Here is a 26830-nt window from a genome sequence, read left to right as displayed (position 1 = left end):
GGCTTTAACGCCCCATGCGCTCGAGGCGCAGGCGATCAATGACGGGCAGTTCCAACGGCTCAAGATCAGCCAAGGAAATGCCCATGGCTTGAGCCAGAATCAGATCGGCCAGCTCGGGGTTCCGGGCAAGTGCCGGACCATGCATGTAGGTAGCAATCACACTGCCTTGCACAGCACCCTCGGCGCTCCCTTCACCGTTACCGTGACCAGTGGTGACTGATCCCAGCGGGGAAGCGTCAGCACCCAGCACAGTGCCACCCAGGTGATTTTCAAACCCTGACAGCGGCTGTGTCAGTTCTTGGGTGATCCCGGCTTTCGTTGGATTCGAGGTGACCTCGCCGATGGCGCGGGAAGGAAGGGGGGTGGTTGTAGCGTCGATAAGTCCAAGCCCCGCGACTTCTTTGCCGTGGGCGCGGAAGCTTTCGCCGAGGACCTGAAGGCCGGCGCATACAGCGAAAATCGGGCGACCGTTCGCAGCGGCGCGGGCAAGGCCCTTGTCGGCGATGAGGTGCTCCGCGGCGAGCACTTGCGCGCTGTCCTCGCCACCGCCAAGCGTGTAGGCGGACAGGTCTTCAGGGACCGCTTCGCCGAGCTTGATGGGCAGGATCTCCGCATCAATGCCACGCATGCGAGCACGACCACGCAGGACAAGCGCGTTGCCGTCGTCGCCGTAGGTGCCCAGTACGTCGGGGAGAATCAGGCCGATCGTGATCGCATTAGCCATGGGAGACCTCCTTAGCCAGCGCATTCTTCAAATTGAGTAGCGCGGTGTAATTCGCCAGCACCTCAACGCGTCCGGGCGGGCACGCGGCGATAGCCTTGAGCGGATCGTGAATGAGCTCGTGTTCAATTCCGGCGTAGAGCAGACGGACAGCAAGGTCAGTGCCACGCTCGCCGGAAGCTTTGACCGCAATATTTTCGAATTCTTCGAAGCGGACATCCCACAGCCACGACAGGTCAGCGCCGTCGCCTTCCTGGCCGTTCACGGCGATGACCAGGCCATCAGCCTCGCGGTCAACCATGGACAATGCTTCTTGCCAGCCGGCGGGATTCTTCGCTAAAAGCAGGTGCACCTCGCGGCCATTCCAGGAGATGGTGGTGTAGCGTCCGGCGACATCGTCGACACGCTCAGCGGCTTCAAGAGCAGCTTGCTTATCGACGCCGAAAGCCTCCACCGCCGCCGCGATTGCCTGCGCCGCATTGCCGCGGTTGGCGCGGCCGGGCAGCGCGAGATTCAGCGGGACTGTGGTGCCATCGGGGCCGGTCAGCCCCTCATCGGTGACGGTCCACTGGGGGGTGGGGCGGCGGAACTCGCGGCCGTCGGCAAGCGGTTTGGTGGCGTACCAGTCATCATCGGTGCGCACGATGTGGCCGCTGCCGCGAGGGTTGGACACGGAATCGCCGACCCAACCCGGACCGGCAGAAACCCACACGACATTGGGTGCGTCGAAGGCAACGGAGGTGACTAGGACATCGTCGCAATTTGCGATGACGGTCATGTCCGGATGCGCTTCAACCGTGCCGCGCAGGGCGCGCTCGATGGAGTTGATCTCACCCACGCGGTCGAGCTGATCGCGCGTGAGGTTGAGCAAGACGAGAGCCGTCGGATTGAGTTTGTCGGCCACGGAGGGGACGTGCAGTTCATCGACCTCGAGGACTACGTGCGAGGCCTTTTCGCCGGCGAGGAGCGCGGAGATAATGCCAGCGTCCATGTTGTCGCCACCTTCATTGGTGGCAACAGTGTGCGTCGTTTCGATTGCGCCAGCGAGCATGCGGGTCGTGGTGGACTTGCCGTTCGTGCCAGTGACCAGCACTGCAGGGCGCCCGCCGCCGAGGCGTTCAAGAATGCCAGGGTCGATCGCACCGGCGATGAGACCGCCGATCATGCCACCAGCGCCGCGTCCGGTTGCGCGCGAGGCCTTCGTGGCCAATTTCGCTGCAGTTACGGCTGTTGTACTGCGCAGACGCTTCAGCAGGCCTGCCTTGCCCGCCCGGCCATTCGGACCGGTTGTGCTTGAATTCATGGGCTAAACCCTAGTTCATCAATACGTGCAGTTCGCACAAGAACAAGCGGTTGAAGCCTGTGCTTTAAGCGTTGCGCGCCGCACGTACTTCGCGTTCAGAGCGCACGGCATCGAGGAATTGCTCATCACTCAGTAGCGGAATGCCCTTGCGTTGCGCATGCATTGCCTTGCCGCGCAGGTCATCGGGGTCGCCGGTGGCATTCGTGACAACTAGGGAGGTCTCGCGGGTGAGCTTTTCCGCGTAGGTCATTTCCAGTTCGAGGATCGCTTCGATCAGCTCATCATGCTCAGCCCGAATGTCATCAGACACCACGATTTCCATGCCGGCGCGCAAGCCCGATTTGTCGGTGAATTGGCCGGGGTTGCCGTGTTGTGCGGCAGCTTTTTCAGCATCGACGCGGATGCGGGAACGCTGCAGCCCGAACCGGTCGGGGGCGAGCTCATCGGGGGTGCGGTGCGCCAACGGGCCCGCTTGCTCGAGCGCCAAGTAGAGGCTGACAAGGGCCAAGGTGCGCTCACGAGAGGTCTCTTCCTCCGGGCGTGCGGCTCGCTCAACCGATGCTTGTGCGGGAGGAACAACCACGCCGGAAAGGGAGGCGACGGCTTCGAGGCGTTCGTCGATAAGCACGGCGCCTTGTTTGCGCACGGTGGCGAGCGTATCCACGATCTTTTCGGGGCGTGGCACGTGCCCCACGCGTTGCCTGCGGCGGCCTTGACGACGATTCCGTGACCTATTCGCCCGCGCCGCCGCATTCATCGCGCGGCGCGCCTCAGACACGAGAAAACCCCACACCAGCGGTGCATCGTGAACAACGAGGGTGCGACCGTCGATGAAGCGATCCAGCTTTTTCAAATGCCGGGAGAATTTCGCAGCGCGCTCGAAATCATTGCGCGGCACCCCATGCGTGTGCAGTGGGCCCGGATCGCCGCCGACATTGAAAACCGCGTGGAATTCTTCGCCGACGACCCCGGATTCATCGAATGCGACACCATCGAGCGTGACCAGCCGTCCGCTGCTGGGATGGATATTCGTGGTCTGAGCTGTGAACGCCGCGAAGGGGAATTTTTCAGTCAGGTTCGGTTCCTGCGGCGCCGATTCCTGGGTCGGGTTAGCGCCGGGGGAGGGGTGTGTAGTTACGCGCTCGTCGCGATTATCGGGATTTACCATTGGAGCTCGAAAAGCGGTTGTGGTTGTGGGGCCTGATTGCCTGTGTCACGGTCTGCGGGTGCCTCAGATGCTGGTGCCGGGGCTGGTGCTGGTGCCGGGGCAGGGGCTGGTGCTGGCGCTGGTGCCGGTGTAGGCGCGGGGGCCTGGACCACTGGCGGTGCAGCGGGCGCGGCTGGTGTAGCAGGTCCTGAATAAACGGGTTCTGCGGGCACGGACGGTGCTTCCACGACGTGTGTACTGATAGTTGGAGCCGACGGCTCGGAGGCAGCAGAAGACGTGGGCGTATCGGGCGTGGAGGACTTCGTAGTGCTCTCTTTTGTTGCCGACGAAGAGGACTGAGCAGAAGAGCTCGTAGCGGTGTCATTATTCGACCGCATGAATGCGGTCATGTCATGGCCCTTCTCAGTTGTGCCCACGGAATAGCCGATCACACCGACTGCACCGATCGTCAAAGCTGAAGCCAGCACAGCGACAATCGGCAAAGGCGAAGCGGACGACTTCCGTGCGTTGCGCGACGCCGTCGCGCGAGAAGCGGCACTCGCATCAGCAGCACGAGCTGCCGCCTCAGCTTCCTCATCAGCCGCGAAAGACTCCGTAGCCGGGAACGGCTCGGTATCTGGATCTTCCGCACGGTGACGCGCTGGACCAAGTGGATCAGCGTGAACGATCACAGCGGGCTGGCCATCCACCGTGGTGAACGTACCGTGGGCCAGCGCGCTGATCCCGCGACTTTCCAACAAGCGAAGAGAAGGCCCGAGTTCCGTGGCGGTATCAGGATCGAATTCGCCGAGGAACTCACCACCGATACGCGCCACGACCTCACCAGCCGGGTCGAAACCGACCTCCACCGCCGCGGGGGTACCGTCGGGGGAGGGGGTAGCGGCGTCGTCGATAAGCACTGTGCGCTGCGTGCCTGAAGGAAGCCATACGTTTTGTGCGTACGGCGAATGATCAGCGTGGCCGCTAGCGGCATCGTGCCTAGTCATGCTGATCTCCTCTTAAACAACGCAGTGCATCCCAAGAGAAGATTAGTACTGAACAGGGAAATTAATCCAGTGCACGGTTCACCGCGGACACCATTGCCTTGATCGAGGCACGTGTTGTGGACCCTGCAATGCCAACACCCCAGGCTGTGGAGCCATTGACTTCGCTGTAAATGAAGCAGGCTGCGTCAGCATCGCCGCCGGAGGTACGCGCCTGCTGGCGGTAGTCCTTGACCTCATAAGTCAGGCCCAGTGAACGCAATGCGTCCGCGAATGCTGCGATCGGGCCGTTGCCCGCGCCGGTGATCTCACGCTCGGTGCCCTCAAAGACAACCTTGGCGGTGACCGTGGATTCCTCGTCATCGCTCTCTGCGGCATTGACGTGCAGATTGGTCAGCTCAAGCTGGTTATCCAAGTCCAGATACTCGCCAGCGAAGACATCCCACATGTTCTTGGAGTTGACCTCGCCGCCCTCGGAATCCGTGATTGCTTGGACGGTGGAGGAGAACTCTGCCTGCATTTCCTTGGGCAGGTTGATGCCGTGGTCGGTCTTCATGATGTAAGCGACGCCGCCCTTGCCGGACTGGGAATTGACGCGGATGACTGCTTCGTAGTCGCGGCCCACGTCCTTCGGGTCGATCGGCAGGTACGGGACTTCCCAGACTGTTTCGCGCAGCTCTTCCCAAGCAACATCGGTGGAATTGGCATCCGGGCGTACCTTCTGGGCCAGTGCGTCGAGGCCCTTGTTGATCGCGTCCTGGTGCGAACCAGAAAACGCGGTGAACACCAACTCGCCGCCGTACGGGTGGCGCTCCGGAACACGCAGCTGGTTGCAGTACTCCACGGTCTCGCGGATGCCTGCGATATCGGAGAAATCAATCTGCGGGTCCACACCCTGGGTCAGCATGTTCAGGCCCAGGGTGACCAGGTCGACGTTGCCGGTGCGCTCGCCATTGCCGAACAAGCAGCCCTCGATACGGTCAGCACCAGCCATGTATCCGAGCTCCGCTGCCGCGATGCCTTCACCACGGTCATTGTGCGGGTGCAGCGACAAGATGATGGAATCGCGCTTTTTGAAGTTGCGGTGCATCCACTCGATCGAATCGGCATAGACATTCGGGCTGATCATTTCCACCGTGGCCGGCAGGTTGATGATCATCGGGTCCTCGGGGGTTGCCTCCATGATGTCTACGACTGCGTCGCATACATCGACGGCGAAGTCCAGCTCAGTGCCGGTGAAGGATTCCGGGGAGTACTCCCAGCGCCAGTGGGTGTCCGGGTAGTCCTTGGCCACGGTCTTGATCAACTCAGCGGCATCGGTGGCCAGCTTCTTGATCGCGGCTTGGTCCTTACGGAAGACCACCTCACGCTGCAGTTTCGAGGTGGAATTGTAGAAGTGCACGATCACGCGCGGTGCGCCAGCACACGCCTCAAACGTGCGGCGGATCAGGTGCTCACGCGCCTGAACCAGCACCTGAATGGTCACGTCCTCCGGGATCATGTTCTCTTCGATGATCTCGCGCACGAAGTCGAAGTCCGTCTGGGATGCGGAGGGGAAACCGACCTCGATCTCCTTGTAGCCCATTTCCACGAGCAGCTTGAACATGCGACGCTTGCGCTCTGGGCTCATCGGGTCGATCAACGCCTGGTTGCCGTCACGCAGATCCACCGCGCACCACTGCGGTGCGACAGTGATCTTCTTGTCCGGCCACGTGCGGTCCGGCAGCGTGATGTCTTCTACCTCTTTAGCAAACGGCAGGTAGCGCTCAAACGGCATTGATGAGCCGCGCTGCATATTCCATGCGGGCTGGCCTTCGTTGCGTGGGCCATTCGGCTTGCGAGTTTCTGCAGGGGCTGCGATGTGTGCATCAGACGGGGTCATAGCTTTGAAAATCCTTTGCTGAGGTTCTAGGGGTGATGTCTGTAAAAGAAATGCACGGCCGGCATGCGAAACTCCGCGACGGGGCGCCGGCCGTGAAACGTTGGCCTAGAACCCGCCGCGGCGCAGAAGTAGGGCAGCTCCCGGAAGGTGAGTTGCTGCACGCAGCGTGATCGTCAATGACATGGTTCACATCGTAGCTAAGTGCGTGGCGGGTGCCCATATTTAGGGTTAGCTTGTTCCATCTAGTGGGATTAGCGACGAGGAAATTCTTAGGCGGGCTTCCGCGACAAGAAAAAAGTAGCCACGAACATCGCGGTGACAGCGAGCGCCATCAGGCCCCAACCCCACACACCTGACACGGTGAACGTCTCACCGAGCAGGGTCATGCCCAAGGCGTAAGCGAGCAGTGGCTCAAAAATCTTCATTGCGGGCAGAGACCGCGATAAATTGCCCGCGCTGAATGCATATTGCTGCACGATCGTGCCTACTACAGCGGCGGCGAGCAGCGCATACAGTGGCCACGTAGTCACTAGCTCAGGAATACCGCCACGCACGAAAGCATCCACAGTCGTCTTTGAAAACACCGCGAGATAACCAAAAATCGCGCCACAAATCGCACCCAGCAAAAACGCGCGCATGACAGATCCCTGCTGCTTTGCCACCACCGCGGTCACGGTCATCACCACAACGCCCGCACCGACAGCAATGAGCCATTCGCTTATCGACGCCTCCCGTGCCCCCGGCTCCGGCCTACCCAACACCACCAACACGCCGACCGCGACAGTGAGAACCGTGGCCCAGAAGGACTCATCAATCTCCATCTTGCGGCGCTCCACTTTCGCTGAAAGCACCAACGTCAATAACAAAGAGAGAACCAAGACCGGCTGCACCACCAACAAGGTGCCAAACGCCAGTGCCACTGCCTGGAAGCCATAGGCGAGCCACGCCAAAGATAAAGACAGCCACCATGTAGGGCGTTTGACCGCGCCTATCGCTCCACCAGAGCTTTCCTGTCCTTTTTCCTTTGCTCGTTGTGCGTTGTAGCGCAGCACGATCTGGTGGCGCCACACAGTGCCGATCGCGATCGTCAGCGCAGAGGCGAACGCGAAGAAGACGGCGAGGGCGTTGTTGTGCACCCGGATCATAGTAGTTGGTCACTCGTCTTGATTCGGCTCAGTGCACTTGACCGGGATGGGGTGTGTTGGAAAGCCCACAGTGGTGGTGAAACCAGTGGTAAATGCAGATTTGTTCCAGGAATGTCTTCGGTGTGGCCCTGGCACTGCAGAATATAGTTCTATACAGATCTGCTTTATCTGGCTTAACCTGTAAAACGGTCTGTGCGGACGATGCATCCAGCGGCTGACAGTCCCTTTGGGGGCTAATCGGTCTTCCATGAAGACACGAGTCGCGTCGAACGCGCCACTGAGAAAACCTCATAGAATTTATTTGTCCCTTAACTGACACGTTGACTGAAAGGCGGACCAGGGTGGCACTGATCGTCCAGAAATACGGAGGATCCTCGCTCGAGAGCGCGGAGCGAATTCGTGCCGTCGCGGAACGAGTCGTGGCCACGCATAAGGCCGGCAACGACGTTGTTGTTGTCTGCTCCGCAATGGGCGATACCACGGATGAGCTGCTGGACCTGGCAGCACAGGTCAACCCGACCCCGCCGCCACGTGAAATGGACATGCTGCTCACGGCTGGCGAGCGTATTTCTAATTCGCTGGTTGCTATGGCGATCGCGGGGCTCGGCGCACCGGTGCAGTCCTTCACCGGCTCCCAGGCCGGTGTGATCACCACCGAGCGTTACGGCAATGCACGCATTCTTGAGGTCACCCCGGGCCGCGTGCAGGATGCGATCGACGCTGGAAGGATCGCGATCGTCGCTGGTTTCCAAGGCGTCAACCGTGAAACCCGTGACGTGACCACCCTGGGTCGTGGCGGTTCGGACACTACCGCTGTGGCGCTCGCCGCAGCACTGGGTGCTGATGAATGCGAGATCTACTCGGACGTCGATGGCATCTACAGCGCTGACCCCCGCATCGTCCCCGACGCGAAGAAACTTGAGCACCTCTGCTTTGAAGAAATGCTCGAACTCGCCGCGTCTGGCTCGAAAATTCTTGTCCTGCGCAGCGTTGAATATGCCCGCGCATTTAATGTTCCCATGCGAGTACGCTCGTCTTACAGCAACGATACGGGCACGCTGGTGTCCGGAGCGATGGAGGATATCCCCGTGGAAGAAGCAGTCCTGGTCGGTGTCGCCACCGACGATTCCGAAGCAAAGATCACCGTATTTGGCATCCCCGATGTGCCGGGCGAGGCCGCGAAGGTCTTCCGTCTGCTCGCAGACGCGGAAATCAATATCGACATGGTGCTGCAAAACACCTCCACCCAGGGCGATAACGTCACCGACATTACGTTCACCCTCCCGATCGCTGACGGTCCGCGCGGCATGGATCTGCTCACCGACCTGGTCAAGAACGAGGGCTGGGAAGACGTCACCTACAACGACAAGATCGCCAAGGTCTCCCTTGTCGGTGCGGGCATGAAGTCCCACCCGGGCGTCACCGCTGATTTCACCGAGGCACTGCGTGACAAGGGCATCAACATCGGCATGATGAACACCTCGGAGATCCGCATCACCGCTGTTGTCAACGGTTCTGATATGGAAGAAGCAGCCCGCGTGATCCACGAGAAATTCGATCTCGGCGGCGATGAACCCGCTGTGGTTTACGCCGGCACCGGCCGCTAGTTACGCACTGAAATTTAGATAGGAGCGAGTTTCATGACCACCGTCGCAGTCGTCGGAGCCACCGGCCAAGTTGGGCGCGTGATGCGCGATATCCTGCAGGAGCGTGATTTCCCGGCAGATACCGTGCGCTTTTTCGCATCGCCGCGCTCTGCTGGCAAGGAAATCGAGTTCCGCGACGAGAAGATCGTGGTTGAGGACCTCACCCAGATCACGCCGGAGTCCGTCAAGGACGTCGACATTGCGCTGTTCTCCGCTGGCGGTTCCACGTCGAAGGAGTGGGCACCGGTCTTCGCGGAAGCAGGTGCGACGGTCGTGGACAATTCCTCCGCATGGCGCAAAGACCCCGATGTCCCGCTGATTGTCTCCGAGGTCAACCCAGGAGAGGCGAAGAATCCGCCGAAGGGCATCATCGCGAACCCGAATTGCACGACGATGGCGGTCATGCCGGTTGCCAAGGCGCTTAACAACGCGGCGGGGTTGACCACCATGCGCGTCGCCTCCTACCAGGCGGTGTCGGGCTCCGGCCTGGCTGGTGTGGAAACGCTGGCGAAGCAGGTCGCTGAGGTCGGGGACCACAATGTGGACCTCACCCATGACGGATCTGTTCTCGCGCCGGAGGACTGTGGCCCGTACGTCGCACCGATCGCGTTCAATGCGCTGCCGATGGCTGGCAATTTCGTCGACGATGGCACGAACGAAACCGACGAAGAGCAAAAGCTGCGTAACGAGTCCCGCAAGATCCTCGGCCTGCCGGACCTGAAGGTCTCCGGCACCTGCGTCCGCGTCCCCGTTTTCACCGGCCACACCATGGTCGTCCACGCTGAATTCGAGCGCCCCATCACGCCCGAAGAAGCACAAAGCGTGCTTAACGACGCACCGGGTGTCACCGTCGTCGACGTCCCCACCCCGCTTCTGGCCGCTGGTAAGGACGACTCCTTTGTCGGCCGCATCCGCCAGGACCAGACCGTCGATGACAACCGCGGCCTCATCTTCGTCGTCTCCGGCGACAACCTGCGCAAGGGTGCTGCACTGAACACCATCCAGATCGCAGAGCTGCTGGTTTAGTTCCAGTTTTCTCCCGTATCCGTGCCCGACGCTGCCACCAGGTCGCGTCGGGCACGAGCAACTCGTGACCTGATCGTGCCCACGCGCACATTCGCGATCTTCGCCGCCTCCTCATACGTGTAGCCCAGCACCTGCGTGAGGATGAGAGCTTCGCGACGTTCGGGCGCGAGCTCGTCAAGAAGCTGGCGTGCGTCCATCACCTCGGACCATGTATTCGGATTGTCCCTGCTGGGCTGCTGTGCAGCGACATCATCATATTCCGCTGCAGCCTTGCGCGGACGCGCCATGTCATGCCGCACCGAGTCCACCCACGCGCGCCGCGCCAACGACAGCAACCACGTCCGCGCACTCGACCGTGCCGCGAACCGGGGGAGCGCCCCCAACACCCGCAGGTACGTCTCCTGCGTCAAATCGTCCGCCTGCTCCCGGCCAGCAAGGTGGGCCAACAGCCGCCACACATCGTCGTGGGTCGCGCGAATGAATTCAGACAACGCTGCCTTATCGCCACGGCCGGCGCGCAAAGCCAAGTCCGTGACATAAGCGTCGTCCCTTTTATTCACGAGTGCTGACGTTACCAGCATGAATTGCTTTGACCTGCGAACGATGCCCTCTAACCACCGGCAAGCTGAAAGCATCCTGGCTACTGGTTCAAACAAAGGAATGAGTTAGGGCGAACTTGGTTGAAGCTCACATTTAGCGTGCGTAGTGTCGGACGCATCAGAGAAGAAACCTGATAGCAACGAGGAGGGCCACTTAATGGCTGATAAGAATCCCGCAGAAGACATTGTGAAGAAGGGCGAGCGCGCTGCCGGCAATGGCAAGACCACTCGTCTGGGCGGCCAGCCGGTCGCATCGGAAAATATTTCTATCACCGCTGGCCCGCAGGGGCCGAATCTGCTCGACGACATTCACCTCGTCGAGAAGCTGGCTCACTTCAACCGTGAGAACGTCCCTGAGCGCATCCCGCACGCAAAGGGCCACGGCGCTTTCGGTGAGCTGCACATCACCGAGGACGTGTCCAAGTACACCAAGGCGAAGCTGTTCCAGCCGGGCACCGTTACCCCGATGGCTGTTCGCTTCTCCACCGTTGCTGGTGAAGCAGGCTCCCCGGATACCTGGCGCGACGTCCACGGCTTCGCACTGCGTTTCTGGACCGAGGACGGCAACTACGACATCGTGGGCAACAACACCCCGACGTTCTTCCTCCGCGACCCGGTTAAGTTCCCGGACTTCATCCACTCCCAGAAGCGCCAGCCGGACTCCGGCCTGCGTGACGACGAGATGCAGTGGGACTTCTGGACCCGCACCCCTGAGTCCGCTCACCAGGTGACCTACCTGCTCGGTGACCGTGGCACCCCGAAGACCTCCCGTCACCAGGACGGCTTCGGTTCCCACACCTTCCAGTGGGTCAACGAAGAGGGCGACGCAGTCTGGATCAAGTACCACTTCAAGACCCGTCAGGGCTGGGAGTGCTTCACCGACGAAGAGGCAGCCAAGGTTGCCGGCGAGAACGCTGACTACCACCGTCAGGACCTCTTCGAGGCTATCGAGCGCGGCGACTACCCGGTCTGGGATGTCAAGGTCCAGATCATGCCGTTTGAGGATGCGGAGAACTACCGCTTCAACCCGTTCGACCTGACCAAGACCTGGTCCCAGAAGGATTACCCGCTGGTGGACGTGGGCTACTTCGTGCTCAACCGCAACCCGAAGAACTACCACGCACAGATCGAGCAGATGGCTCTCGACCCGGCCAACATCGTTCCGGGCGTCGGCCTGTCCCCGGACCGCATGCTGCAGGGCCGTGTCTTCGCATACGCCGACCAGCACCGCTACCGCATCGGACCGAACTACAAGGACCTGCCGGTTAACCAGCCGATCGTGCCGGTGAACACCTACGCAGAGCGTGGCCCGATGGCGTTCTTCTTCAACAACGAGGGCGAGCCGAACTACTCCCCGAACCGCACCGAGAAGGGCGCTGGCTACCTGGACAACGGTGAGGATTCCTCCTCCAACCACACCACCTACGGCCAGGCAGAGGACCTCTACGTCAACCCGGATCCGCACGGCACCGACCTGGTCCGCGCTGCATACGTCAAGCACGCTGAGGACGATGACTTCGCTCAGGCAGGCGAGCTCTACCGTGATGTCTTCGACGACGGTGAGCGTGAGCGTTTCGTCCACAACGTGACCAACAAGATGCTGCCGATCAAGGACAAGGACGTCGAGGAGCGCACCTTCGCCTACTGGGGCAAGGTCGACGCTGACCTCGAGACCAAGCTCCGTGAGGTGCTGGCAGAGAAGCGCAAGAACGCTTAACACCAAGCACAGCTAAGCCCCGCCGACACTGCAAGGAAATGCAGGGCCGGCGGGGCTTTAGTGTGCGTCGATAAGCGTTAGTGCTTTTTCGCGCGCTCTTCGCGCAACAGCGCGGCGCGCGGATCGACGACGGTGACACCGTGGATTGCGCGGCCCATGATGAATGACCCGACCGAACCGACGATCCACACGCCCAAGATGGCGATGACGGCGCGGATGAAATCGCCCGCGTTGAAGCCCTCGGTGGCCCAATCAGCCGTCAGCTTGGCCAGGATGAGCGCCGGGAAAGCGATGCACACCAGCGGGCCGAGCAAATTGACGCGGGTAAGCGCGTTGGGGGCGCGCAACTGCAGGATGAGCGTCGCCACCGACATGAAAACGGCGAGGAACACAAAAACCAGAACGATGATCTGCCAGATAGCCATTAGCGGCGCCCCCTCGAGATGATGCGGGACATCGACAGCGTCGGGATCGCGCCGCAAACGAGCGCGGCGAGGATCGCGATCTCGTAGCCGATGAACGTGTCGTTGAACAGCGTCCAGATGAGGTAGAGGCAGACCATCGTGTAGAAGATGTAATCCGCCATGACAGCTCTGTTGAGCTCGTCTTTCGACCGCAGGATCGCTAGCAGCCCGACGACCATGCATACGGCCATGATGCCGATGCAGACGGTGAGGATCGTTTCAAACATGGTTAGTTGCTCTCTTTCGTGGCGCGCTCTGCACGGCGCTTGCGGGCGCGGGCCCGTGCGCGGCGTTGACGGCGGGCGTGGTCGGCGGCGTCGACGGGGTCGGCGGCATCGGGGTTGAGGCGGTTGCGGAAGTCCTCGTACGGTTCCCACAGCACCTGCGCGGGGTCGATCGGGGTGTTCTTGACGCGCGGGGCGACGTGCTCCTCCATGTCGGCGAGACCGGCGACGATGTCTTCGGGGTTGGAGCCGAAGGCTGCCTGGACGAGCATGATGCGGGGTTTATCGCCGACGTTCTCGCGGAAGCCGAAGGACAAGGTGGACGGGGTCGCGGTGACGGAGGTGGAGAACCAGAAGAGTTCCCAGTCGCCGTCGATACGCAGCGGGTAGTAGATGATGATGGGGTCGATGCCGGAGTTCGGGCGCAGCGCGGCGAATGCGGTGCTGAACCCAGCGATGATGATCTCCTTGACGATCCAGAAGAAGTAGCCGATGCCGTGCAGGATTGTTCTCATTATTGGCCCCCTTGCAGGTTAGCGGTGTCGGGCACTCCGACGGGGTCGGCGCCGAGGACGGCGGTGGAGTAGGCGTCGACGTCCAAAAGCGCGTCGACCGATGCCGTCGTTGCGCCCCACAGCGGGCCGGCGGCGAGGAACATCGCGAGAGAGATGAGCATCAAGCTTGCCGACGGCGCCAGCAACGCCCCACGCACGTTGAGATTCCCCGGGAATCGCTGCATTGGCTTGCCCCAGAAGACCTCCCGCCAAGCGCGGAACATGGCCAGCATCGCACCGAAGGACGCGATGATGATCGCGGCGATGACCACCCAGGAGCGTGCGTCGCCGGGGTTTGCAGCCGCGAAGACGAGGGTGACCTTGCCCCACAGACCGGAGAACGGCGGGAAGCCGATGACGGAGAACGCGCCCGCTGCGAACACGGTCGCGGTGAGCGGATCACGGCGCGCCAGACCGGACAACTTGGAAATCGTGCCGGTGCCGTAGGTCTCCTCGATCGCGCCGGAGTTGAGGGTCAGCGCACCGATCGTGATCATGTGGTGCAGCGTATACATCAGGCCAGCGGCGAGCGCGTACCGCGGGTCTTCCTGCGTGAATGCGAGCATGATGAGGATGAACGGCATGCCGTTGACCATCTGGTAGCCGAGCACCTGGCGGATCGTGGATTCCGCGAGCCCGGCGTACGCGCCGACGAGCATGGAGACCACCATCACGGCGATGATCAGCCAGTTCCAGCGCGGGTCCATGTCGAAGATGACGACCCAGATGCGGAACAGCATGTACACCGCGACCTTCGTGTGCAGGCCCGAGAACAGTCCCATGACAGCAGCGCTTGTCGACGTGTACGTCCGCGGCAACCACGTATGCAGCGGGAATACGGCGGCCTTGGCGCAGATGGCTGCGACCACGATGCCCATCGCGACGGTGACGGGGCCGTTGCCGGCCGCTGCTCCCTTCAGTGCACCGATATTGACTGCGCCGGTGACCGCGTAGACGAAGCCGACACCGATGAGCAGGAAGGTCGATGCAGAGAGGTTCACCAGGACGAATAGGCGCGCCGACTGGAGACGGTGGCGTGTGCCGGTCATGGCGATCAGGCCGTAGGACGGCAGCAGCATGACCTCGATCATGACGAAGAAGTTGAACAAATCCGCCGTGAGCAGCGCGCCTGAGACGCCGGTGAGCAGCACCAGGGACAGAGGGGTGTAGTACCGCGCGTGGGTTTCGCCGGAAACGATGGCGAACCAGTTGGAGATCAGGGCCACCAGCATCGTGGTGATGAGCATGATCGCGGAGAACTGGTCGCCGCCGAGCGCAATGCCGGCGCCACCGGGGTAGAGGCCGATGACGTGGCCGATCGTCCCGTGCTCGGCGGTGTGGGCGTAGAGCCAGATGCCGCCGGCCAGGTTGACGGCCGGGATGATCAGCCCCAGCGCGCTGTTGAGGGCGCGCCAGGGGGAGATCGCCGTGATCGCCGCGACAATGAGCGGCAGGGCGATGAAAACGGGGAGGAATGCCTCAGGCGCCATTAGCCACGCACCCCCTTGTGGGCCTTGCGGCCGGCGGTGGTGAGGGCGTCGGGGCCGAGCTTAGCTTCCTGTTCGGCATCGAGAATGTTGTCGATGGTGTCGTCGTCACGCCCGAGTGCTGCCATGAGAAGCAGGATCGTCGTAGTGGCCATCGCGATCACAATGGCTGTGAGGACGAATGCCTGGGGGAGCGGGTCCGCCATCTGGCCCATCGGGGTCGTGGAAGGGAATGCTTCCCCGCGCCATGCCCCGTTGCCGGCGGCCAGCAGCATCAAGTTGCCTGCGTGGCCGAGCAGCGACATGCCGAAGACGATGCGCACCATGCCACGCTGCATGATCAGGTACACCGCCCCCGCGATGAGGATTCCGACGGTAGCTGCGTAGATCATCGTGCGCCTCCGTTTTCCTTGTCGTTGGAGGGATTGCCGCGCGCACCGGAGATGATGGCGCGGGCGAGGTCCACCGGCTCGGATGCCGGGTTGATGGGCTGTGGGCGGGGGTCGACGGTCTGCTCGGAAGCGGCCGTGGTGGGGACCTCGGGAAGCGGGTTCTCGTCGCCGCGGTGATAGTCGAGCTGCTCGCGGTCCGCGCCGGGGCGCAGGTAGCCGCCCATGCCGTTGATGGCCATGGTGAGCATGCCGAGCACAGCGAGGTAGATGCCCGCGTCGAAAATGAGCGAGGTGGTCATGTGCTCCCCGGCGATCTCGCCGTGGATGGCGTAGAGGAACCCGCCCTCGATGAAGCCGATGAAGCCGGCCGTCAGCGCGACGATCACGCCGACGCCCGCGAGGTAGACCGGGGTCTTCTCACCCACGGTATTAGTGTCGGAGCCCTGCGACAGGTAGCTGAGAACGAATGCTGTGGCCATGACCAGCGCCGCGATGAAGCCGCCGCCCGGGACGGTGTGGCCGCGGAAGAAGATCAGCACGGACAGCACCACGAGGATCGGGACGATCAGCTTCGTCACCTTTCGCAGCGGTAGGGTGTTCAGGCGGGACTGGCCGAACGGTGCGGGGCGGGTGCCCTCCTGGAAGTCGTGGCGCGGCACGGAGGATGTGACCGCGGCGATGACCACGGCGGCCATGCCCAAAACGGAAAGCTCGCCCAAGGTATCGAAGCTACGGAACTCCACAAGAATCACCGCGACGATATTGTCGCCGCCGGTGAGCGGGCCCGTCTCGTTCAAGTACCACATGGCTAGCTCGGAACGGTCCTGCCGGCCGGTCAGGGCATAGACGCCAGCGAAGGCCACGACGCCCGCCACCACCGCGAAGATAGCCGACAAGGTCTTGCGGCGCTTCGACACATCCGGGAACAGACGCGGCTGGTAGCGCAGCACCATCATGATCACCACGACGGTGAGCGCTTCCACCGTGAACTGCGTCAGAGCCACGTCCGGAGCGCCGAGCAGCAGCATCTGCAGGCTCACACCGACACCGGTGGTGCCCAGCAGCAACGCCGCCGTCATGCGCTTGGTGGTTGCCACCATGCCCACCACCGACACGACGATGATGAGAAGCGGCAGGAGATCCCAGTAATTGGTGAGGCCCTCGGTGCGCGGCGCCGGGACGACACCGTCCACACCGGTGGTGAAAAGCATCGTGGCCAAGCCCAGCGCCACAATGACGCCGACCGGCCACTTCAGGTGGCGCGACGGGTTGTAGGAATCGGCCATGGCGCCGGCAGCGCGCCCGATATCCGTCGAGCCGTTGACGATCATGCGCAGGATCTCATTGCCGGTGTAGGGCAGCAGCATCTTATTCTCCAGTGCCGCGTACACCTGCTTCCGCACGAAGATGAAGGCAATACCCGCGACCAAGACCAGCGCAGACACGATGAACGGCCACGTCACGCCATGCCACAGAGCCAGGTGCGACTCGAAGGAATCCTCCTGGGTGATGGAGTGGACAGCGCGGGTGACGGGGGCGTCGATAAGCGAAAGCCCGAAGACCACCGGGACGGACATGAGACCGGGCAACGCTGCCGGCAGCCAAAGCGAGACCGGCGCTTCGTGGACGTCGCTCATGTCGCGCGTGCCGTCGATGAATGCGCCGAAGACGATCTTCGCCGAGTAGACGAAGGTCAAAAATGCCGCGATGCCAGCGATGACGAGCAAAACCGCGCCGTATTGCGTCGAGTGGAAGGCCTCCAGGATCGACTCTTTGGACACGAAACCGAACAGTGGCGGAACCGCAGCCATGGAGGCCGCGGAGACCACGACGGATGCGAACGTGAATGGCATCTTGTCGTAAATCTTGCCCAGGCGACGGATATCGCGCGTGCCCGTCTCGTGGTCCACGACACCGATGAGCATGAACAACGAAGACTTGAACAGTGCGTGCGCCAACGTGTGCACGAGCGCCGCCGCGAAAGCCGCCGGTGTGCCGATACCCACCGCGGCCACGATCCAGCCCAAGTGAGACACCGTCGAATAAGCGGTGAGGTGCTTCAGGTCCGTCTTCGTGATGGCGAACAGTGCCGACATCAGCGCCGTACCCAAACCGAAGGTGACCAGGATGACGTTCCACGTCGGGTTCGACCCAAAGATCGTAGAGAAACGAAGCAGCAGGTAAACGCCAGCCTTAACCACCGCGGCCGCGTGCAGGAATGCGGAGACCGGGGTCGCCGCCGCCATGGCCTCCGGCAGCCAGAAGTGGAACGGGAACTGGGCGGCCTTAGTGAAGCCGGAGAACGCGATCAGGACAGCCACAGTCGTGGTCAGCTGCGGGTTGGACGCCCACACATCGGAAGACAGAATGCCGTCGAGTTGTGTGGTGCCGGCGCTCACCGCAGCAATTGCGAGAGCCGCCAGAAGCGTCAGGCCGCCGAAGAAAGTCAACGCCAGCGTGCGGAACGAGCCAGCCTCGCCAGACGAGCCTGAACGGGCAATCAGCAAGAACGACGCGATAGATACGAGCTCCCAGCCGATGAACAACACCACGACATCGCTCGCCGTCACGAGCAGCAGCACGGACAGCGAGAAAGCCGTCATGATCGTGTAAAAGCTCGTATTGCCGTCGTTCTTAGGCAGATAGGCGGCGGAATACAGCATCACCATGCCGCCAATGACCAGCGCGAGGAGCCCGAAGAACAGGCTTAACCCGTCCGCCCGTAAACCGAGCTCCACCACGGTGCCCGGCCCGAGCAAATCATTCGCCCAAGTAGTAGAGAACGTCGGTGTCGCGCCGTCCTTAGCCGCGTTAGCGAGGATCGCAGCCGCGGCGAAGAACACCGGCCCGATTACCCAGCCTGCTCGGCGGTCAATTGCGCGCACCAACACGGGGGATAGCACCACAGTCGCGGCGACTAGCCCAAGGACTATGAGAAGAGCCATGTGTGCTCCAGCCTGTGTATCGGTTGGCAAACACATCAAGGGTAACAGGAAAGAGGCGTATGGTTCGATCCGCGGTGTGTCACATACATACCTTTAGTAACAATCATTACATTGCTCGTTATGAAGTGGAACGCCATTCTCGCCTTCGTTGTCCTCGTCGTCGCAGCATTTGCGCCCATGAATCCCGCCACCACGTGGGTGCCGCGCGGCTCCGAGAACACATCCGGCGCACCCGTCGCCTACTCCGGCGCCGACAACCTTGTCGACGCGCGCCGCGCAGCCGCAGACGCCAGCGCGCAAGTCGGCTTCCTCACCCAGGGCACCACCAAGCTCAAAGAGGGCACCGAGCAGCTTCGCGACGGCTCCGGCGAACTCGCCGAAGGCATCACCGCCGCTAAGGAGGGCGCCGACCAGCTCTCCCAGGGCATGGTCGAGCTCCAAGCCGGTACCGGCCAGCTTGCCGACGGCGCCACCCGCCTCGCCGACAACGTTGGCGGCGCAGTTGACCAAGTCGTCGGCTTCGATGCCGTCCGAGGCCAAGTCCTGGCAGCCATCGACGACACGCTGAAGTCCACCCGCGGCAGCAATGACCCGCAGGTCAAAGAGCTTCGTGGCCAGCTCGAGGGGCTCCGAGACCAGGTCAAGACCGCGCAGCTTCCCGATGACATGACCGCTCAGCTCAACGAGCTCAAGACCGGCTCTCGCGAGCTAGCCAACCAGCTGGCCACGCCCGGCTACGCCTACCACGATGGTGTTTATTCCGCGACGAATGGCGCCGCTGAGCTGGCCAAGGGGCTCGGTGAAATGAACGGCCGCGTCGGCGAGGCGCAAGATGGCGTTAATCAGCTTGCCGACGGCGCCGCCAAAGTCGACGAAATGGCCACCACCACCAAGGACCGCATCACCGGTGTGCAGCGTGCCATGCCTGCTGCTGCACCGGTAGCGGGCGGTGGCGATGCAGGTGCTGGTGCCGCTGACGCTCCGACTTCCGCGTTGCCTCCGCTTGCCGCAATGCTGGTCAGCGCTCTTGCCGTGCTCGGCGGTGTCGCAGCTGCACTCGCCGCCTACGGTGCAACCCGATCCCGATGGACCGTCCTGGGTCTTGGCACCGTGCTGGCTGCTGGTGCGGGCACGATCCTCGTGACCATTTTGGGCACAGGTCTCACCCCAGCAGCGATCGGCATTACTGGCCTCGCGCTCGTGCTTGGAACGCTCGCATCTGCCGGGATCACTTGGATCTTGCGTGATGTCTTCGGTGAGCTCGCCGGCACCACCGTTGCGGGGCTCTTCGCTTTGCTGCAGACAGGCGTGGTCGGCTGGGTGTGGTCGCGCACCGCTACCGGTGATGTGGACACTATCTGGCGAGCAGTCTCCTCCGCCATGCCGATGCACTGGAGCACCACCGCGATTTCTGCAGCCGGCAACAATGGATCAGCCACTGCACTGTGGGTGGGCATCGGTTTGTCGGCACTGCTCGCTGTGATCGGGATGCTGGGTGTGTGGCGCACGCGCTCCTATGTCGAGGACTACGAGGCTTTTGACGGCACCGCTGTTCTAGACGAAGAGGAAGAATTCGAACACGTGCACTAAAGCGTGGCGCGGATAGTCGCGTGGCTGTTGTAAGCTCCTGCGCTGTTGTTCCAATTTCGGGAAGAACACCCACATAACTGAACAAAGGAGCCACGCGCATGACCGCACTGCAAGCCCGCCAGATTCTCGAGCGGGAAGGCCGCCCGCTCGCCCCCGACGTGCTCGGCCCTGTCAACGGGTACCGCCATTCGCCGAATTCTGTGCGTCGCTGCTCGAAGTGCTTCGATGAGATCATCCTTCACGGCAAGTACGGATGGTTGCACTGCGAATCGCTCGAGCACGATTGCCTGGACGCAGAGAACACCGCAACGTGTGCCCGCTAGGGAGGGGGCGCACATGAAAGAAGGGACCGCCCTCGCTACCACGAGGGCGGTCCCACTGCTATTGGTCGGGATAACAGGATTTGAACCTGCGACCTCTTCGTCCCGAACGAAGCGCGCTACCAAGCTGCGCCATATCCCGGTGCACTGGATGATCAGTACCCGGGATACTTTAGTCCACTGTCTCGTTAGTGCCAAAACGCCTGTTCGGCACGGTTGTACAGGCTAAGAATCTTGCGCGGTGAGTGTGATCAGCGCAGCAGACGGACGGCAGAAAATACGCACCGGCGCGAATTTGGAGGTGCCGAGACCGTTGGTGACCTCGAGCCACATATCGCCGTAGCGGTGCAACCCGGAGGCGCGTTCACGGTCGATGTCGGCGTTGGTGACAATGGCGCGCTCCCCAGGCAGGCAGATCTGCCCACCGTGGGTGTGCCCAGCCAAAGTCAGTGCGTAGCCGTCTGTGGCGAAGCGGTCGAGCACGCGGCGATAAGGAGCATGCGTGACACCGAGCGCTAGGTCTGCATCTGGGTTGGGTGCGCCGGCAATGAGGTCGTAGTTGTCCAGCTCGTGGTGGGGATCGTCGGTACCCGCGATGGCCAGGCGCAGGCCACTGGCTTTGAATTCCAGTCGCTGGTGGGTGGCGTCTTGCCAGCCACGTTCGATGAAAGCAGCGCGCATGCCCTTCCATGGCAGGTCGACGTAGCTGGGTTCGCGCTTCTGGTCGAGCAGGTATTTGAAGGGATTGACCATGCGTGGCGCCCAGTAGTCGTTGGTGCCAAAGACGAACACACCCGGACGGTCCAGCAGTGGCCCGAGTGCAGCGAGCACATCGGGGACTGCGCGCGCATCAGACAGGTTGTCACCGGTGTTCACCACAAGGTCGGGGTTGAGTGCGTCGAGAGCTGAAACCCACGCGATTTTCGTGTCCTGTCCCGGGATCATGTGCAGGTCGGAGACGTGCAGGAGGCGAAATGGCTCAGAGCCTGCGGGCAGGATGGGCAGGGTATAGCGTTTGAGCTGGAATTTGTTGAGCTCGCTGACTCCATAGGCGAACGCTCCAGCACCGAACGCCGCGCCGGCCCCGACGAGCGCGCCGAGACCGCGAAGAAATCGGCGGCGGGAGGAGTTCTGTTTCTTTGTCATTCTCACGAGGGTACCGGCTGCCGCGCTACGCTCGTGGACATGAGTGAGTTGAAGAATCAGATCCGCGCGGACCTCAAGGAATCGATGAAGGCGAAGGAGAAGGAGCGAACGGGCACGATCCGTATGCTGCTCGCTGCGATTCAGACGGAGGAGACGGAAGGTACGAAGCATGAGCTGACGGACGAGGAGGTGCTGAAGGTCGTCGCCCGCGAGATCAAGAAGCGCCGCGAGTCCGCTGAGGTTTATGCGGAAAACGGCCGCCAGGAGCTCGCCGACGCAGAGCTTGGCGAGGTCGCCGTTTTGGAGGGATACCAGCCCAAGCAGCTTGACGACGCAGAACTAGCCGAGCTTATCGACGCCGCCATTTCCGAAACCGGCGCCACTTCCATGAAGGAAATGGGCCAGGTCATGAAGCTCGCCACTGAGAAGGCCGCTGGTCGCGCTGATGGCAAGCGCTTGTCCACCGCAGTGAAAGAGCGCCTTAGCTAGTCGCCTCCCTTAGAGGAAGAGGTTCGCTAGATCCTCCGCGATCTGCCCCAGGTCAGCTGCAGCGGGTTCCGGCTCAGTTGTGGTGCGAGAGTCAGGTCTGGGTGAGGGGCTGGTGGAGGGGGTTGAACGGCGCGTCGATAAGCGTGCGTCCGAACCGTCGGAAACGACCAGAGTAATGGTCGAATCCGGGCCGGCATTCTCAGCCGCGCGAGTATTGACGACCTCGTCCTTCGGCGCGCCCTTGCCCGAAGAAAGCGTCTCGCGGACGCGGAACCCGGCCCCCTCGAGCAACGTGCGAGCCTCGTCCTTATTCATGCCCTTCACGCGCTTGAGCAGCTCATCACGTGCCTTCGGGTCGAACAGAGCGCTCGGGGCAGGAAGCCCCGCGTCCGGCACCCCAGGAAGCCGCGAAGCAAGACGGAACCACGACTCGGCAGCCTCCTGGCCACCGAACAACGAACCATTCGAACACTGACGCACAGGCCCCGTACACAGTGGCGTGGTCTGCGTGCCGTCGTTATAGATATAGGTCGCGGCCGCGAACTTCTTATTGAAGCCAAGGAATGCCGAAGACTGATGCGATTCCGTCGTACCCGTCTTCGCTGCCACCGCGCCATTCCAACCGGCGGACTTCGCTGCGTCCTTCGCAGTACCCGAAACCGCATCCTCGGCCATGCCGCCCGCCAGACCAGCTGCGAGCTCAGGCTCCACTGCCTGCTCGCACTCAGGGCGATCGAGAGCTACCTCGTCGCCATACCGGTCCTCGATGCGCTTGATCGGGTTCGGCTCACACCACATGCCCTCCGACGCAATCGTGGCGCCGACATTTGACAACTCCAGCGGATTCACCGCCGTCGGACCCAGCGTGAATGAACCGAGATTGTGCTGACGGAAATAATCCGCCACCGAAGTCTCCTCGTCGAACGTGCCCGGATTCTCATACGAACGCAGGCCAAGGCGCACCGCCATATCAACGGTGGGTTCCACGCCGACATTCTCGATCAGCTTCACAAACGACGTGTTCGGCGATTTCGCCAACGCGTCACGCAGCGTCATCTCGCCCGGGTACTTGCCGGTGTTTTCCACGCAGTATGCGCCCGCCGGGCAATTCCTCGCGCCGCCTTCGCCCATGCCGTAGACCACGGCGCGCTCCGGCACGTCCAACTTGGACTCCAGGTTATAGCCGTTTTCTAGAGCTGCTGCTGCGGTGAAAATCTTGAACACCGAGCCTGCGCCATTGCCCACCATCGTGGATGTCTGTGGCAAAACGGTTTGGCTTTCGTCCTGGTCGAGGCCGTAGCTGCGGGAAGAAGTCATGGCCAAGATATGGCGGCTGTCCTTACCGGGCTCGACGACGTTGATTACCTCGGCGACACCTGGCTGGCCGGTGTTCACCGCGCTGGTCGCTGCCTCGTGTGCGGCCGCTTGCACCTCCGGGTCGAGAGTGGTGGTGATGGTGTAACCTCCACGCTCAACTTCTTCGGTGCTCAGGCCCTTGTCAGCTAGGTACTTCAGCGCGTAATCACACAGGAAGCCCGCATCGCCCGCGGTGATGCAACCGCGGGGGAGCAGCGCCGGCTTATCCAAAACGCCCAGTGGCTGGCTCGCGTACTTATCCGCGTCCGCCTGGCTGAGGTAATTCGATGCCACCATTGCCTGAAGCACCGTGTTGCGGCGCTCCTTCGCGCCCTCCGGATTCGTGTACGGGTTCAACATTTCCGACGACTGCAGCATGCCCACCAGCAACGCTGCCTGCGGGACCGTCAACTTCGCCGCCGAGGTGTCAAAATACGTGCGCGCTGCAGCTTCGATGCCGTAGGCGTGGTTGCCGAATGACACCAGATTCAAATAGCGCGCCAAGATCTCCTCTTTGGGTAGCTTCTTGTCCAAATCAGACGCCATGCGCATCTCGCGCAGCTTGCGTGGGATCGACTGCTCGACCGCAGCTGACTGCTCCTCTGTCGTGTCCGCATTGACCAGGAGCAGGTAATTCTTCACGTACTGCTGATCAATCGTCGACGCGCCCTCTTCCACGCCGCCAGCAAGGACGTTCCGCACCATTGCGCGTGCGAAGCCCTGCATATCGACGCCATCGTGCTCGTAGAAGCGCCTGTCCTCGATAGCCACCAGCGCGTCTTTTGCGGACTGGGCGATCTCATCTGGCTCCACCTCGTAGCGACGTTGAGCGTAAATCCACGCCAATGGGTCGCCGTTGGTGTCCGTGATCGTGGTGACACCAGGCGCAGCACCGTCCGTTAGGTCAGCGAGGTTGGACTGCATCGTGTTGTCGACACGAGTCACCGCTGCCCCTCCGATGCCGGCGGCTGGAGCCAGGCACAGAGCGATGCCAAGGCTCGCGGCAACCAGGCCGATGAGCAGTTTTCCCAGGGAACTTAACGAAGACACCCCTCATACACTACGGCCTAAATTCCGGCAGGGGAATCAGCACGTACCCCCGCCTGTGTGATCTATTCGACAAAAAGTGGAGCTCGTGAATACACTTACATAGGAACAGCTTGGTGATTGAGGCCTAGCTGATAGTCCATAGGTATAACGCCCGGAAGGAGACTGTGGTGACCGCTACGATCAGCAACCGCGCATTGGAAAACGCCAACCCAGCCCTACGAACTGGGCGTCAGGTACATCCGCTAAGCCAGCGTGGCACCGTAGACTCCGAGCGCTCCTTCGAGCGTGGCGAGTGGGTCACCATGGCCGTCTGCCGCCAAGGCGACCCGGATGCTTTGTTCGTTCGTGGAGCTGAACAGCGAAAAGCCGCGGCCATTTGTCGTCGCTGCCCAGTGCAGATGGAATGCCGCGCCGACGCACTAGACAACAAGGTCGAATTCGGAGTGTGGGGTGGCCTCACCGAGCGCCAGCGTCGCGCCGTGCTGCGTAAGAACCCCCACGTGACGGACTGGGCCGAGCATCTCGCTGAAGGACGCGAGATCATCGGGCTCTAATTCATCCCGCATCAACACCCGCCTTCAGTGATGTGCTTGGGGCGGGTGTGTTGCGTCGACAAGCGTCTGTAGGGTGGTGCCATGAAGAAATGGGAATACGCAACCGTTCCGCTGCTCACGCACGCCACGAAGCAAATCCTGGACACCTGGGGTGAAGATGGCTGGGAGCTCGTCGCCGTCACGCCCGGCCCGAACCCGGAAAATGTCGTGGCCTACATGAAGCGAGAGCTCTAATGGCAACAACCCCAAGCGAACGCCTCGCCGAACTGGGAGTCGAGCTCCCGCAGGTCGCTGCACCTGTCGCCGCCTATGTTCCGGCCGCAAAGGTAGGCAACCAAGTGTGGACCTCCGGCCAACTTCCGTTCATTGACGGAAACCTACCTGCAACCGGCAAAGTCGGCGCGGAAGTCTCCGCAAATGACGCTTATAACTACGCCCGTGCCGCGGTCCTGAATGCCCTCGCTGCTGTGGACTCCGTCGTGGGACTGGACAACGTCACCCGCGTGGTCAAAATTGTCGGGTACGTGGCGTCGGCGCCGGATTTCACAGGGCAGCCGGGCGTCGTCAATGGCGCATCCGAGCTGATTGGTGACATTTTCGGCGACGCAGGCGCCCACGTGCGCAGCGCAGTCGGCGTCGCAGTTCTTCCTCTCGATGCGCCCGTCGAAGTTGAACTCATCGTCGAGGTTGCCGACGCCTCCTAGGACACCCCCAAAAGCAAGAAATGGCTGTTCGGTGCTCGTTGACGGTAGGCTTAGAGGCATGCAGCATCCTGCCTACAGTCAACTGCGTCCTGTAACCCCGTCCGCCGCGGTCGTACTCGCACCGAATCCGAGCTACGCGGCGCTTGAGGGCACGAACTCTTGGGTTATCCGTGACCCCGATGATGAATTCAGTATTGTCATCGATCCGGGGCCGGAAGACGAGGGACATCTCAATGTTCTGCAGTCTTCTGCGAACAAGGTGGCCCTGGTGCTGTTGACGCACCGTCACCACGACCATGCCGATGGCGCACAGCGATTCCGTCAGCTCACCGGTGTTCCGGTGCGCGCTTTCGACGAGCGTTACTGCATCGGGGGCGAGCCACTCGAGGACGGCGACATCATTTCCGTCGAGGGCGTCACCCCGCAGATCAAGGTCGTTCACACCCCAGGTCACACGAGCGATTCGGTGTGCTTCTATATTTACGGCGGGGATCCCGAGACGTCGGAGCTTGAGGGCATCGTCACGGGTGACACGATCGCTGGTCGCCACACCACCATGATTTCGGAGACTGACGGCGATCTCGGTGCATACCTGGAGTCGCTGGCCAAGCTCGAGGAAGAAGGCGCAGGCATCAAGCTGCTGCCAGGCCACGGTCCGGAGGGTGAAGACCTGGCTGTTTTCGCGCGTAAGTACATCGACCGCCGCAACTACCGCCTGGATCAGATTCGTCAGGTGCGCGAGGAGCACGGCACGGACATGAGCATCAATGAACTCGTTGACGCCATGTATGACGACGTCGACCCCGTCCTTCGTGGCGCAGCCGAGCAGTCCACGCGCGTCGCCTTGCGCTACTTGGATAGCAAGAGCTAAGCCTGCTTATCGACGTACCCCCAATCACCGGACGCTGTTCTAGCGTCCGGTTTTTGTTTTTGGGTGTGTTTGTGTGTTGGCCGTCTTGTGTGGGCGGGGGAGTTTTTGGGCAGTGTTGTGCTAGCTGCCGAACAGCAGGTGCATGGCTCCGTACCGGTGGGTGGTATTCGGTACCGGTTTTCCGCGTGGTGATACCCAGATTGGGCTGCCGCGTCGTCTGCGTATTCGACCCCGGTGTGTGCGCCATGGGTCATCATCATTGGTGCGGTTGTGATACCTGCACACCGGCGCCAAATTGGCCATATTCGTCTCACCGCCATGCACCCAGGCGGTGATGTGGTGGATTTCGCAATGATCAGCAGCATGCCGGCACCCCGGCACCGGACACGTCGTGAGTGTCGCCCGCGCCAAATCCCGTTGCTTGCTGTTAGCGAACCGCTGGGTGCGGTACAGGTTCACCGCACCTTCTGCCGGGTGGAACAGTGCCACCTCAA

The 26830-nt window shown here is 61.9% G+C and carries 26 protein-coding genes and 1 tRNA gene; 10 read left to right on the top strand and 17 right to left on the bottom strand.

Annotated features, from left to right (window positions below):
- Positions 1-4 precede the first annotated feature (4 nt).
- The 6 genes from Q0X21_RS04665 to Q0X21_RS04640 form a co-directional block, all read right to left on the bottom strand.
- On the bottom strand, positions 5-724 hold the full coding sequence (locus tag Q0X21_RS04665; RefSeq protein ID WP_297850603.1) for a type 1 glutamine amidotransferase: 720 nt from the start codon (positions 722-724) through the stop codon (positions 5-7).
- Positions 717-2024 carry a MurT ligase domain-containing protein gene (locus Q0X21_RS04660; RefSeq protein ID WP_297850602.1) on the bottom strand — a complete coding sequence of 436 codons (1308 nt, stop codon included), beginning with the start codon at positions 2022-2024 and terminating at the stop codon, positions 717-719. Before Q0X21_RS04660 ends, Q0X21_RS04665 begins: the two co-directional genes overlap by 8 nt.
- Positions 2025-2088: 64 nt before the next feature.
- Positions 2089-3192 carry a DNA polymerase III subunit epsilon gene (locus Q0X21_RS04655; RefSeq protein ID WP_297850601.1) on the bottom strand — a complete coding sequence of 368 codons (1104 nt, stop codon included), beginning with the start codon at positions 3190-3192 and terminating at the stop codon, positions 2089-2091.
- Positions 3186-4178 (bottom strand): hypothetical protein, encoded by a 993-nt coding sequence (locus Q0X21_RS04650; RefSeq protein WP_297850600.1) that lies wholly within the window; start codon positions 4176-4178, stop codon positions 3186-3188. The genes Q0X21_RS04655 and Q0X21_RS04650 overlap by 7 nt, the downstream gene beginning before the upstream one ends.
- 61 nt (positions 4179-4239) lie before the next feature.
- On the bottom strand, positions 4240-6057 hold the full coding sequence (gene leuA, locus Q0X21_RS04645; protein WP_297850599.1) for a 2-isopropylmalate synthase: 1818 nt from the start codon (positions 6055-6057) through the stop codon (positions 4240-4242).
- Positions 6058-6326: 269 nt separating this feature from the next.
- Positions 6327-7202 (bottom strand): DMT family transporter, encoded by an 876-nt coding sequence (locus tag Q0X21_RS04640; RefSeq protein ID WP_297850598.1) that lies wholly within the window; start codon positions 7200-7202, stop codon positions 6327-6329.
- Between the two features lie 341 nt (positions 7203-7543).
- On the opposite strand from Q0X21_RS04640, the gene Q0X21_RS04635 reads away from it, so the two are divergent.
- Positions 7544-8809 carry an aspartate kinase gene (locus tag Q0X21_RS04635; protein ID WP_297850597.1) on the top strand — a complete coding sequence of 422 codons (1266 nt, stop codon included), beginning with the start codon at positions 7544-7546 and terminating at the stop codon, positions 8807-8809.
- A 33-nt stretch (positions 8810-8842) separates the two neighbouring features.
- Positions 8843-9874: an aspartate-semialdehyde dehydrogenase gene (locus Q0X21_RS04630; RefSeq protein WP_297850596.1), complete on the top strand. Its 1032-nt coding sequence runs from the start codon at positions 8843-8845 to the stop codon at positions 9872-9874.
- On the opposite strand, the gene Q0X21_RS04625 is transcribed toward Q0X21_RS04630, so the two are convergent.
- Complete coding sequence (locus tag Q0X21_RS04625) at positions 9871-10455, bottom strand: RNA polymerase sigma factor (RefSeq protein WP_297850595.1); 585 nt, start codon at positions 10453-10455, stop codon at positions 9871-9873. The genes Q0X21_RS04630 and Q0X21_RS04625 overlap by 4 nt on opposite strands.
- Positions 10456-10630: 175 nt before the next feature.
- On the opposite strand from Q0X21_RS04625, the gene Q0X21_RS04620 reads away from it, so the two are divergent.
- A complete protein-coding gene (locus Q0X21_RS04620) occupies positions 10631-12190 on the top strand; it encodes a catalase (RefSeq protein ID WP_297850594.1) in 1560 nt (519 codons plus the stop codon).
- Positions 12191-12267: 77 nt separating this feature from the next.
- Here Q0X21_RS04620 and Q0X21_RS04615 read toward each other — a convergent pair whose 3' ends face one another.
- Genes Q0X21_RS04615 through Q0X21_RS04590 form a run of 6 tightly spaced genes read right to left on the bottom strand, consistent with a single transcriptional unit; the run spans position 12268 to position 18256 of the window.
- The gene (locus Q0X21_RS04615; protein WP_297850593.1) at positions 12268-12615 is read right to left on the bottom strand and encodes a Na+/H+ antiporter subunit G; all 348 of its coding nucleotides are present in this window, start codon (positions 12613-12615) and stop codon (positions 12268-12270) included.
- Positions 12615-12881 carry a cation:proton antiporter gene (locus tag Q0X21_RS04610; RefSeq protein ID WP_297850592.1) on the bottom strand — a complete coding sequence of 89 codons (267 nt, stop codon included), beginning with the start codon at positions 12879-12881 and terminating at the stop codon, positions 12615-12617. The genes Q0X21_RS04615 and Q0X21_RS04610 overlap by 1 nt, the downstream gene beginning before the upstream one ends.
- A gap of 2 nt (positions 12882-12883) precedes the next feature.
- Complete coding sequence (locus tag Q0X21_RS04605) at positions 12884-13393, bottom strand: monovalent cation/H+ antiporter subunit E (RefSeq protein WP_297850591.1); 510 nt, start codon at positions 13391-13393, stop codon at positions 12884-12886.
- The gene (locus Q0X21_RS04600; RefSeq protein ID WP_297850590.1) at positions 13393-14922 is read right to left on the bottom strand and encodes a monovalent cation/H+ antiporter subunit D family protein; all 1530 of its coding nucleotides are present in this window, start codon (positions 14920-14922) and stop codon (positions 13393-13395) included. The genes Q0X21_RS04605 and Q0X21_RS04600 overlap by 1 nt, the downstream gene beginning before the upstream one ends.
- A complete protein-coding gene (locus tag Q0X21_RS04595; RefSeq protein ID WP_297850589.1) occupies positions 14922-15311 on the bottom strand; it encodes a cation:proton antiporter subunit C in 390 nt (129 codons plus the stop codon). The genes Q0X21_RS04600 and Q0X21_RS04595 overlap by 1 nt, the downstream gene beginning before the upstream one ends.
- Positions 15308-18256, bottom strand: a complete 2949-nt coding sequence (locus tag Q0X21_RS04590) for a DUF4040 family protein (RefSeq protein ID WP_297850588.1) — start codon at positions 18254-18256, stop codon at positions 15308-15310. Before Q0X21_RS04590 ends, Q0X21_RS04595 begins: the two co-directional genes overlap by 4 nt.
- Positions 18257-18376: 120 nt before the next feature.
- On the opposite strand from Q0X21_RS04590, the gene Q0X21_RS04585 reads away from it, so the two are divergent.
- Complete coding sequence (locus Q0X21_RS04585) at positions 18377-19846, top strand: hypothetical protein (protein WP_297850587.1); 1470 nt, start codon at positions 18377-18379, stop codon at positions 19844-19846.
- 98 nt (positions 19847-19944) lie between these two features.
- Entirely contained in the window at positions 19945-20169 is a 225-nt protein-coding gene (locus tag Q0X21_RS04580) for a hypothetical protein (protein ID WP_297850586.1), read from the top strand.
- Between the two features lie 62 nt (positions 20170-20231).
- Here Q0X21_RS04580 and Q0X21_RS04575 read toward each other — a convergent pair.
- A tRNA-Pro gene (locus Q0X21_RS04575) sits at positions 20232-20308 on the bottom strand.
- A gap of 83 nt (positions 20309-20391) precedes the next feature.
- Positions 20392-21312 (bottom strand): metallophosphoesterase, encoded by a 921-nt coding sequence (locus Q0X21_RS04570; RefSeq protein ID WP_297850585.1) that lies wholly within the window; start codon positions 21310-21312, stop codon positions 20392-20394.
- A 39-nt stretch (positions 21313-21351) separates the two neighbouring features.
- Between Q0X21_RS04570 and Q0X21_RS04565 the strand changes: the two genes are divergently transcribed.
- Positions 21352-21801 (top strand): GatB/YqeY domain-containing protein, encoded by a 450-nt coding sequence (locus tag Q0X21_RS04565; protein WP_297850584.1) that lies wholly within the window; start codon positions 21352-21354, stop codon positions 21799-21801.
- Positions 21802-21810: 9 nt separating this feature from the next.
- On the opposite strand, the gene Q0X21_RS04560 is transcribed toward Q0X21_RS04565, so the two are convergent.
- Positions 21811-24207, bottom strand: a complete 2397-nt coding sequence (locus tag Q0X21_RS04560; RefSeq protein WP_297850583.1) for a transglycosylase domain-containing protein — start codon at positions 24205-24207, stop codon at positions 21811-21813.
- A 194-nt stretch (positions 24208-24401) separates the two neighbouring features.
- On the opposite strand from Q0X21_RS04560, the gene Q0X21_RS04555 reads away from it, so the two are divergent.
- The 4 genes from Q0X21_RS04555 (at position 24402) to Q0X21_RS04540 (ending at position 26336) form a co-directional block, all read left to right on the top strand.
- Positions 24402-24761 (top strand): WhiB family transcriptional regulator, encoded by a 360-nt coding sequence (locus Q0X21_RS04555; protein ID WP_297850631.1) that lies wholly within the window; start codon positions 24402-24404, stop codon positions 24759-24761.
- An 81-nt stretch (positions 24762-24842) separates the two neighbouring features.
- Entirely contained in the window at positions 24843-24995 is a 153-nt protein-coding gene (locus tag Q0X21_RS04550) for a DUF4177 domain-containing protein (RefSeq protein ID WP_087117007.1), read from the top strand.
- Positions 24995-25465, top strand: coding sequence for a RidA family protein (locus Q0X21_RS04545; RefSeq protein ID WP_297850582.1), 471 nt, complete (start codon positions 24995-24997; stop codon positions 25463-25465). Before Q0X21_RS04550 ends, Q0X21_RS04545 begins: the two co-directional genes overlap by 1 nt.
- A 58-nt stretch (positions 25466-25523) precedes the next feature.
- On the top strand, positions 25524-26336 hold the full coding sequence (locus Q0X21_RS04540; protein ID WP_297850581.1) for an MBL fold metallo-hydrolase: 813 nt from the start codon (positions 25524-25526) through the stop codon (positions 26334-26336).
- A gap of 120 nt (positions 26337-26456) precedes the next feature.
- On the opposite strand, the gene Q0X21_RS04535 is transcribed toward Q0X21_RS04540, so the two are convergent.
- Positions 26457-26830: HNH endonuclease signature motif containing protein (locus Q0X21_RS04535; RefSeq protein ID WP_297850580.1), on the bottom strand; the 374-nt coding region annotated here is incomplete at its 5' end.

The organism is uncultured Corynebacterium sp. (assembly GCF_947253065.1).
GTDB lineage: Bacteria > Actinomycetota > Actinomycetes > Mycobacteriales > Mycobacteriaceae > Corynebacterium.
The sequence above is the reverse complement of the archived record's forward strand: the minus strand, read 5'-3'. Positions and strand labels throughout refer to the sequence as shown.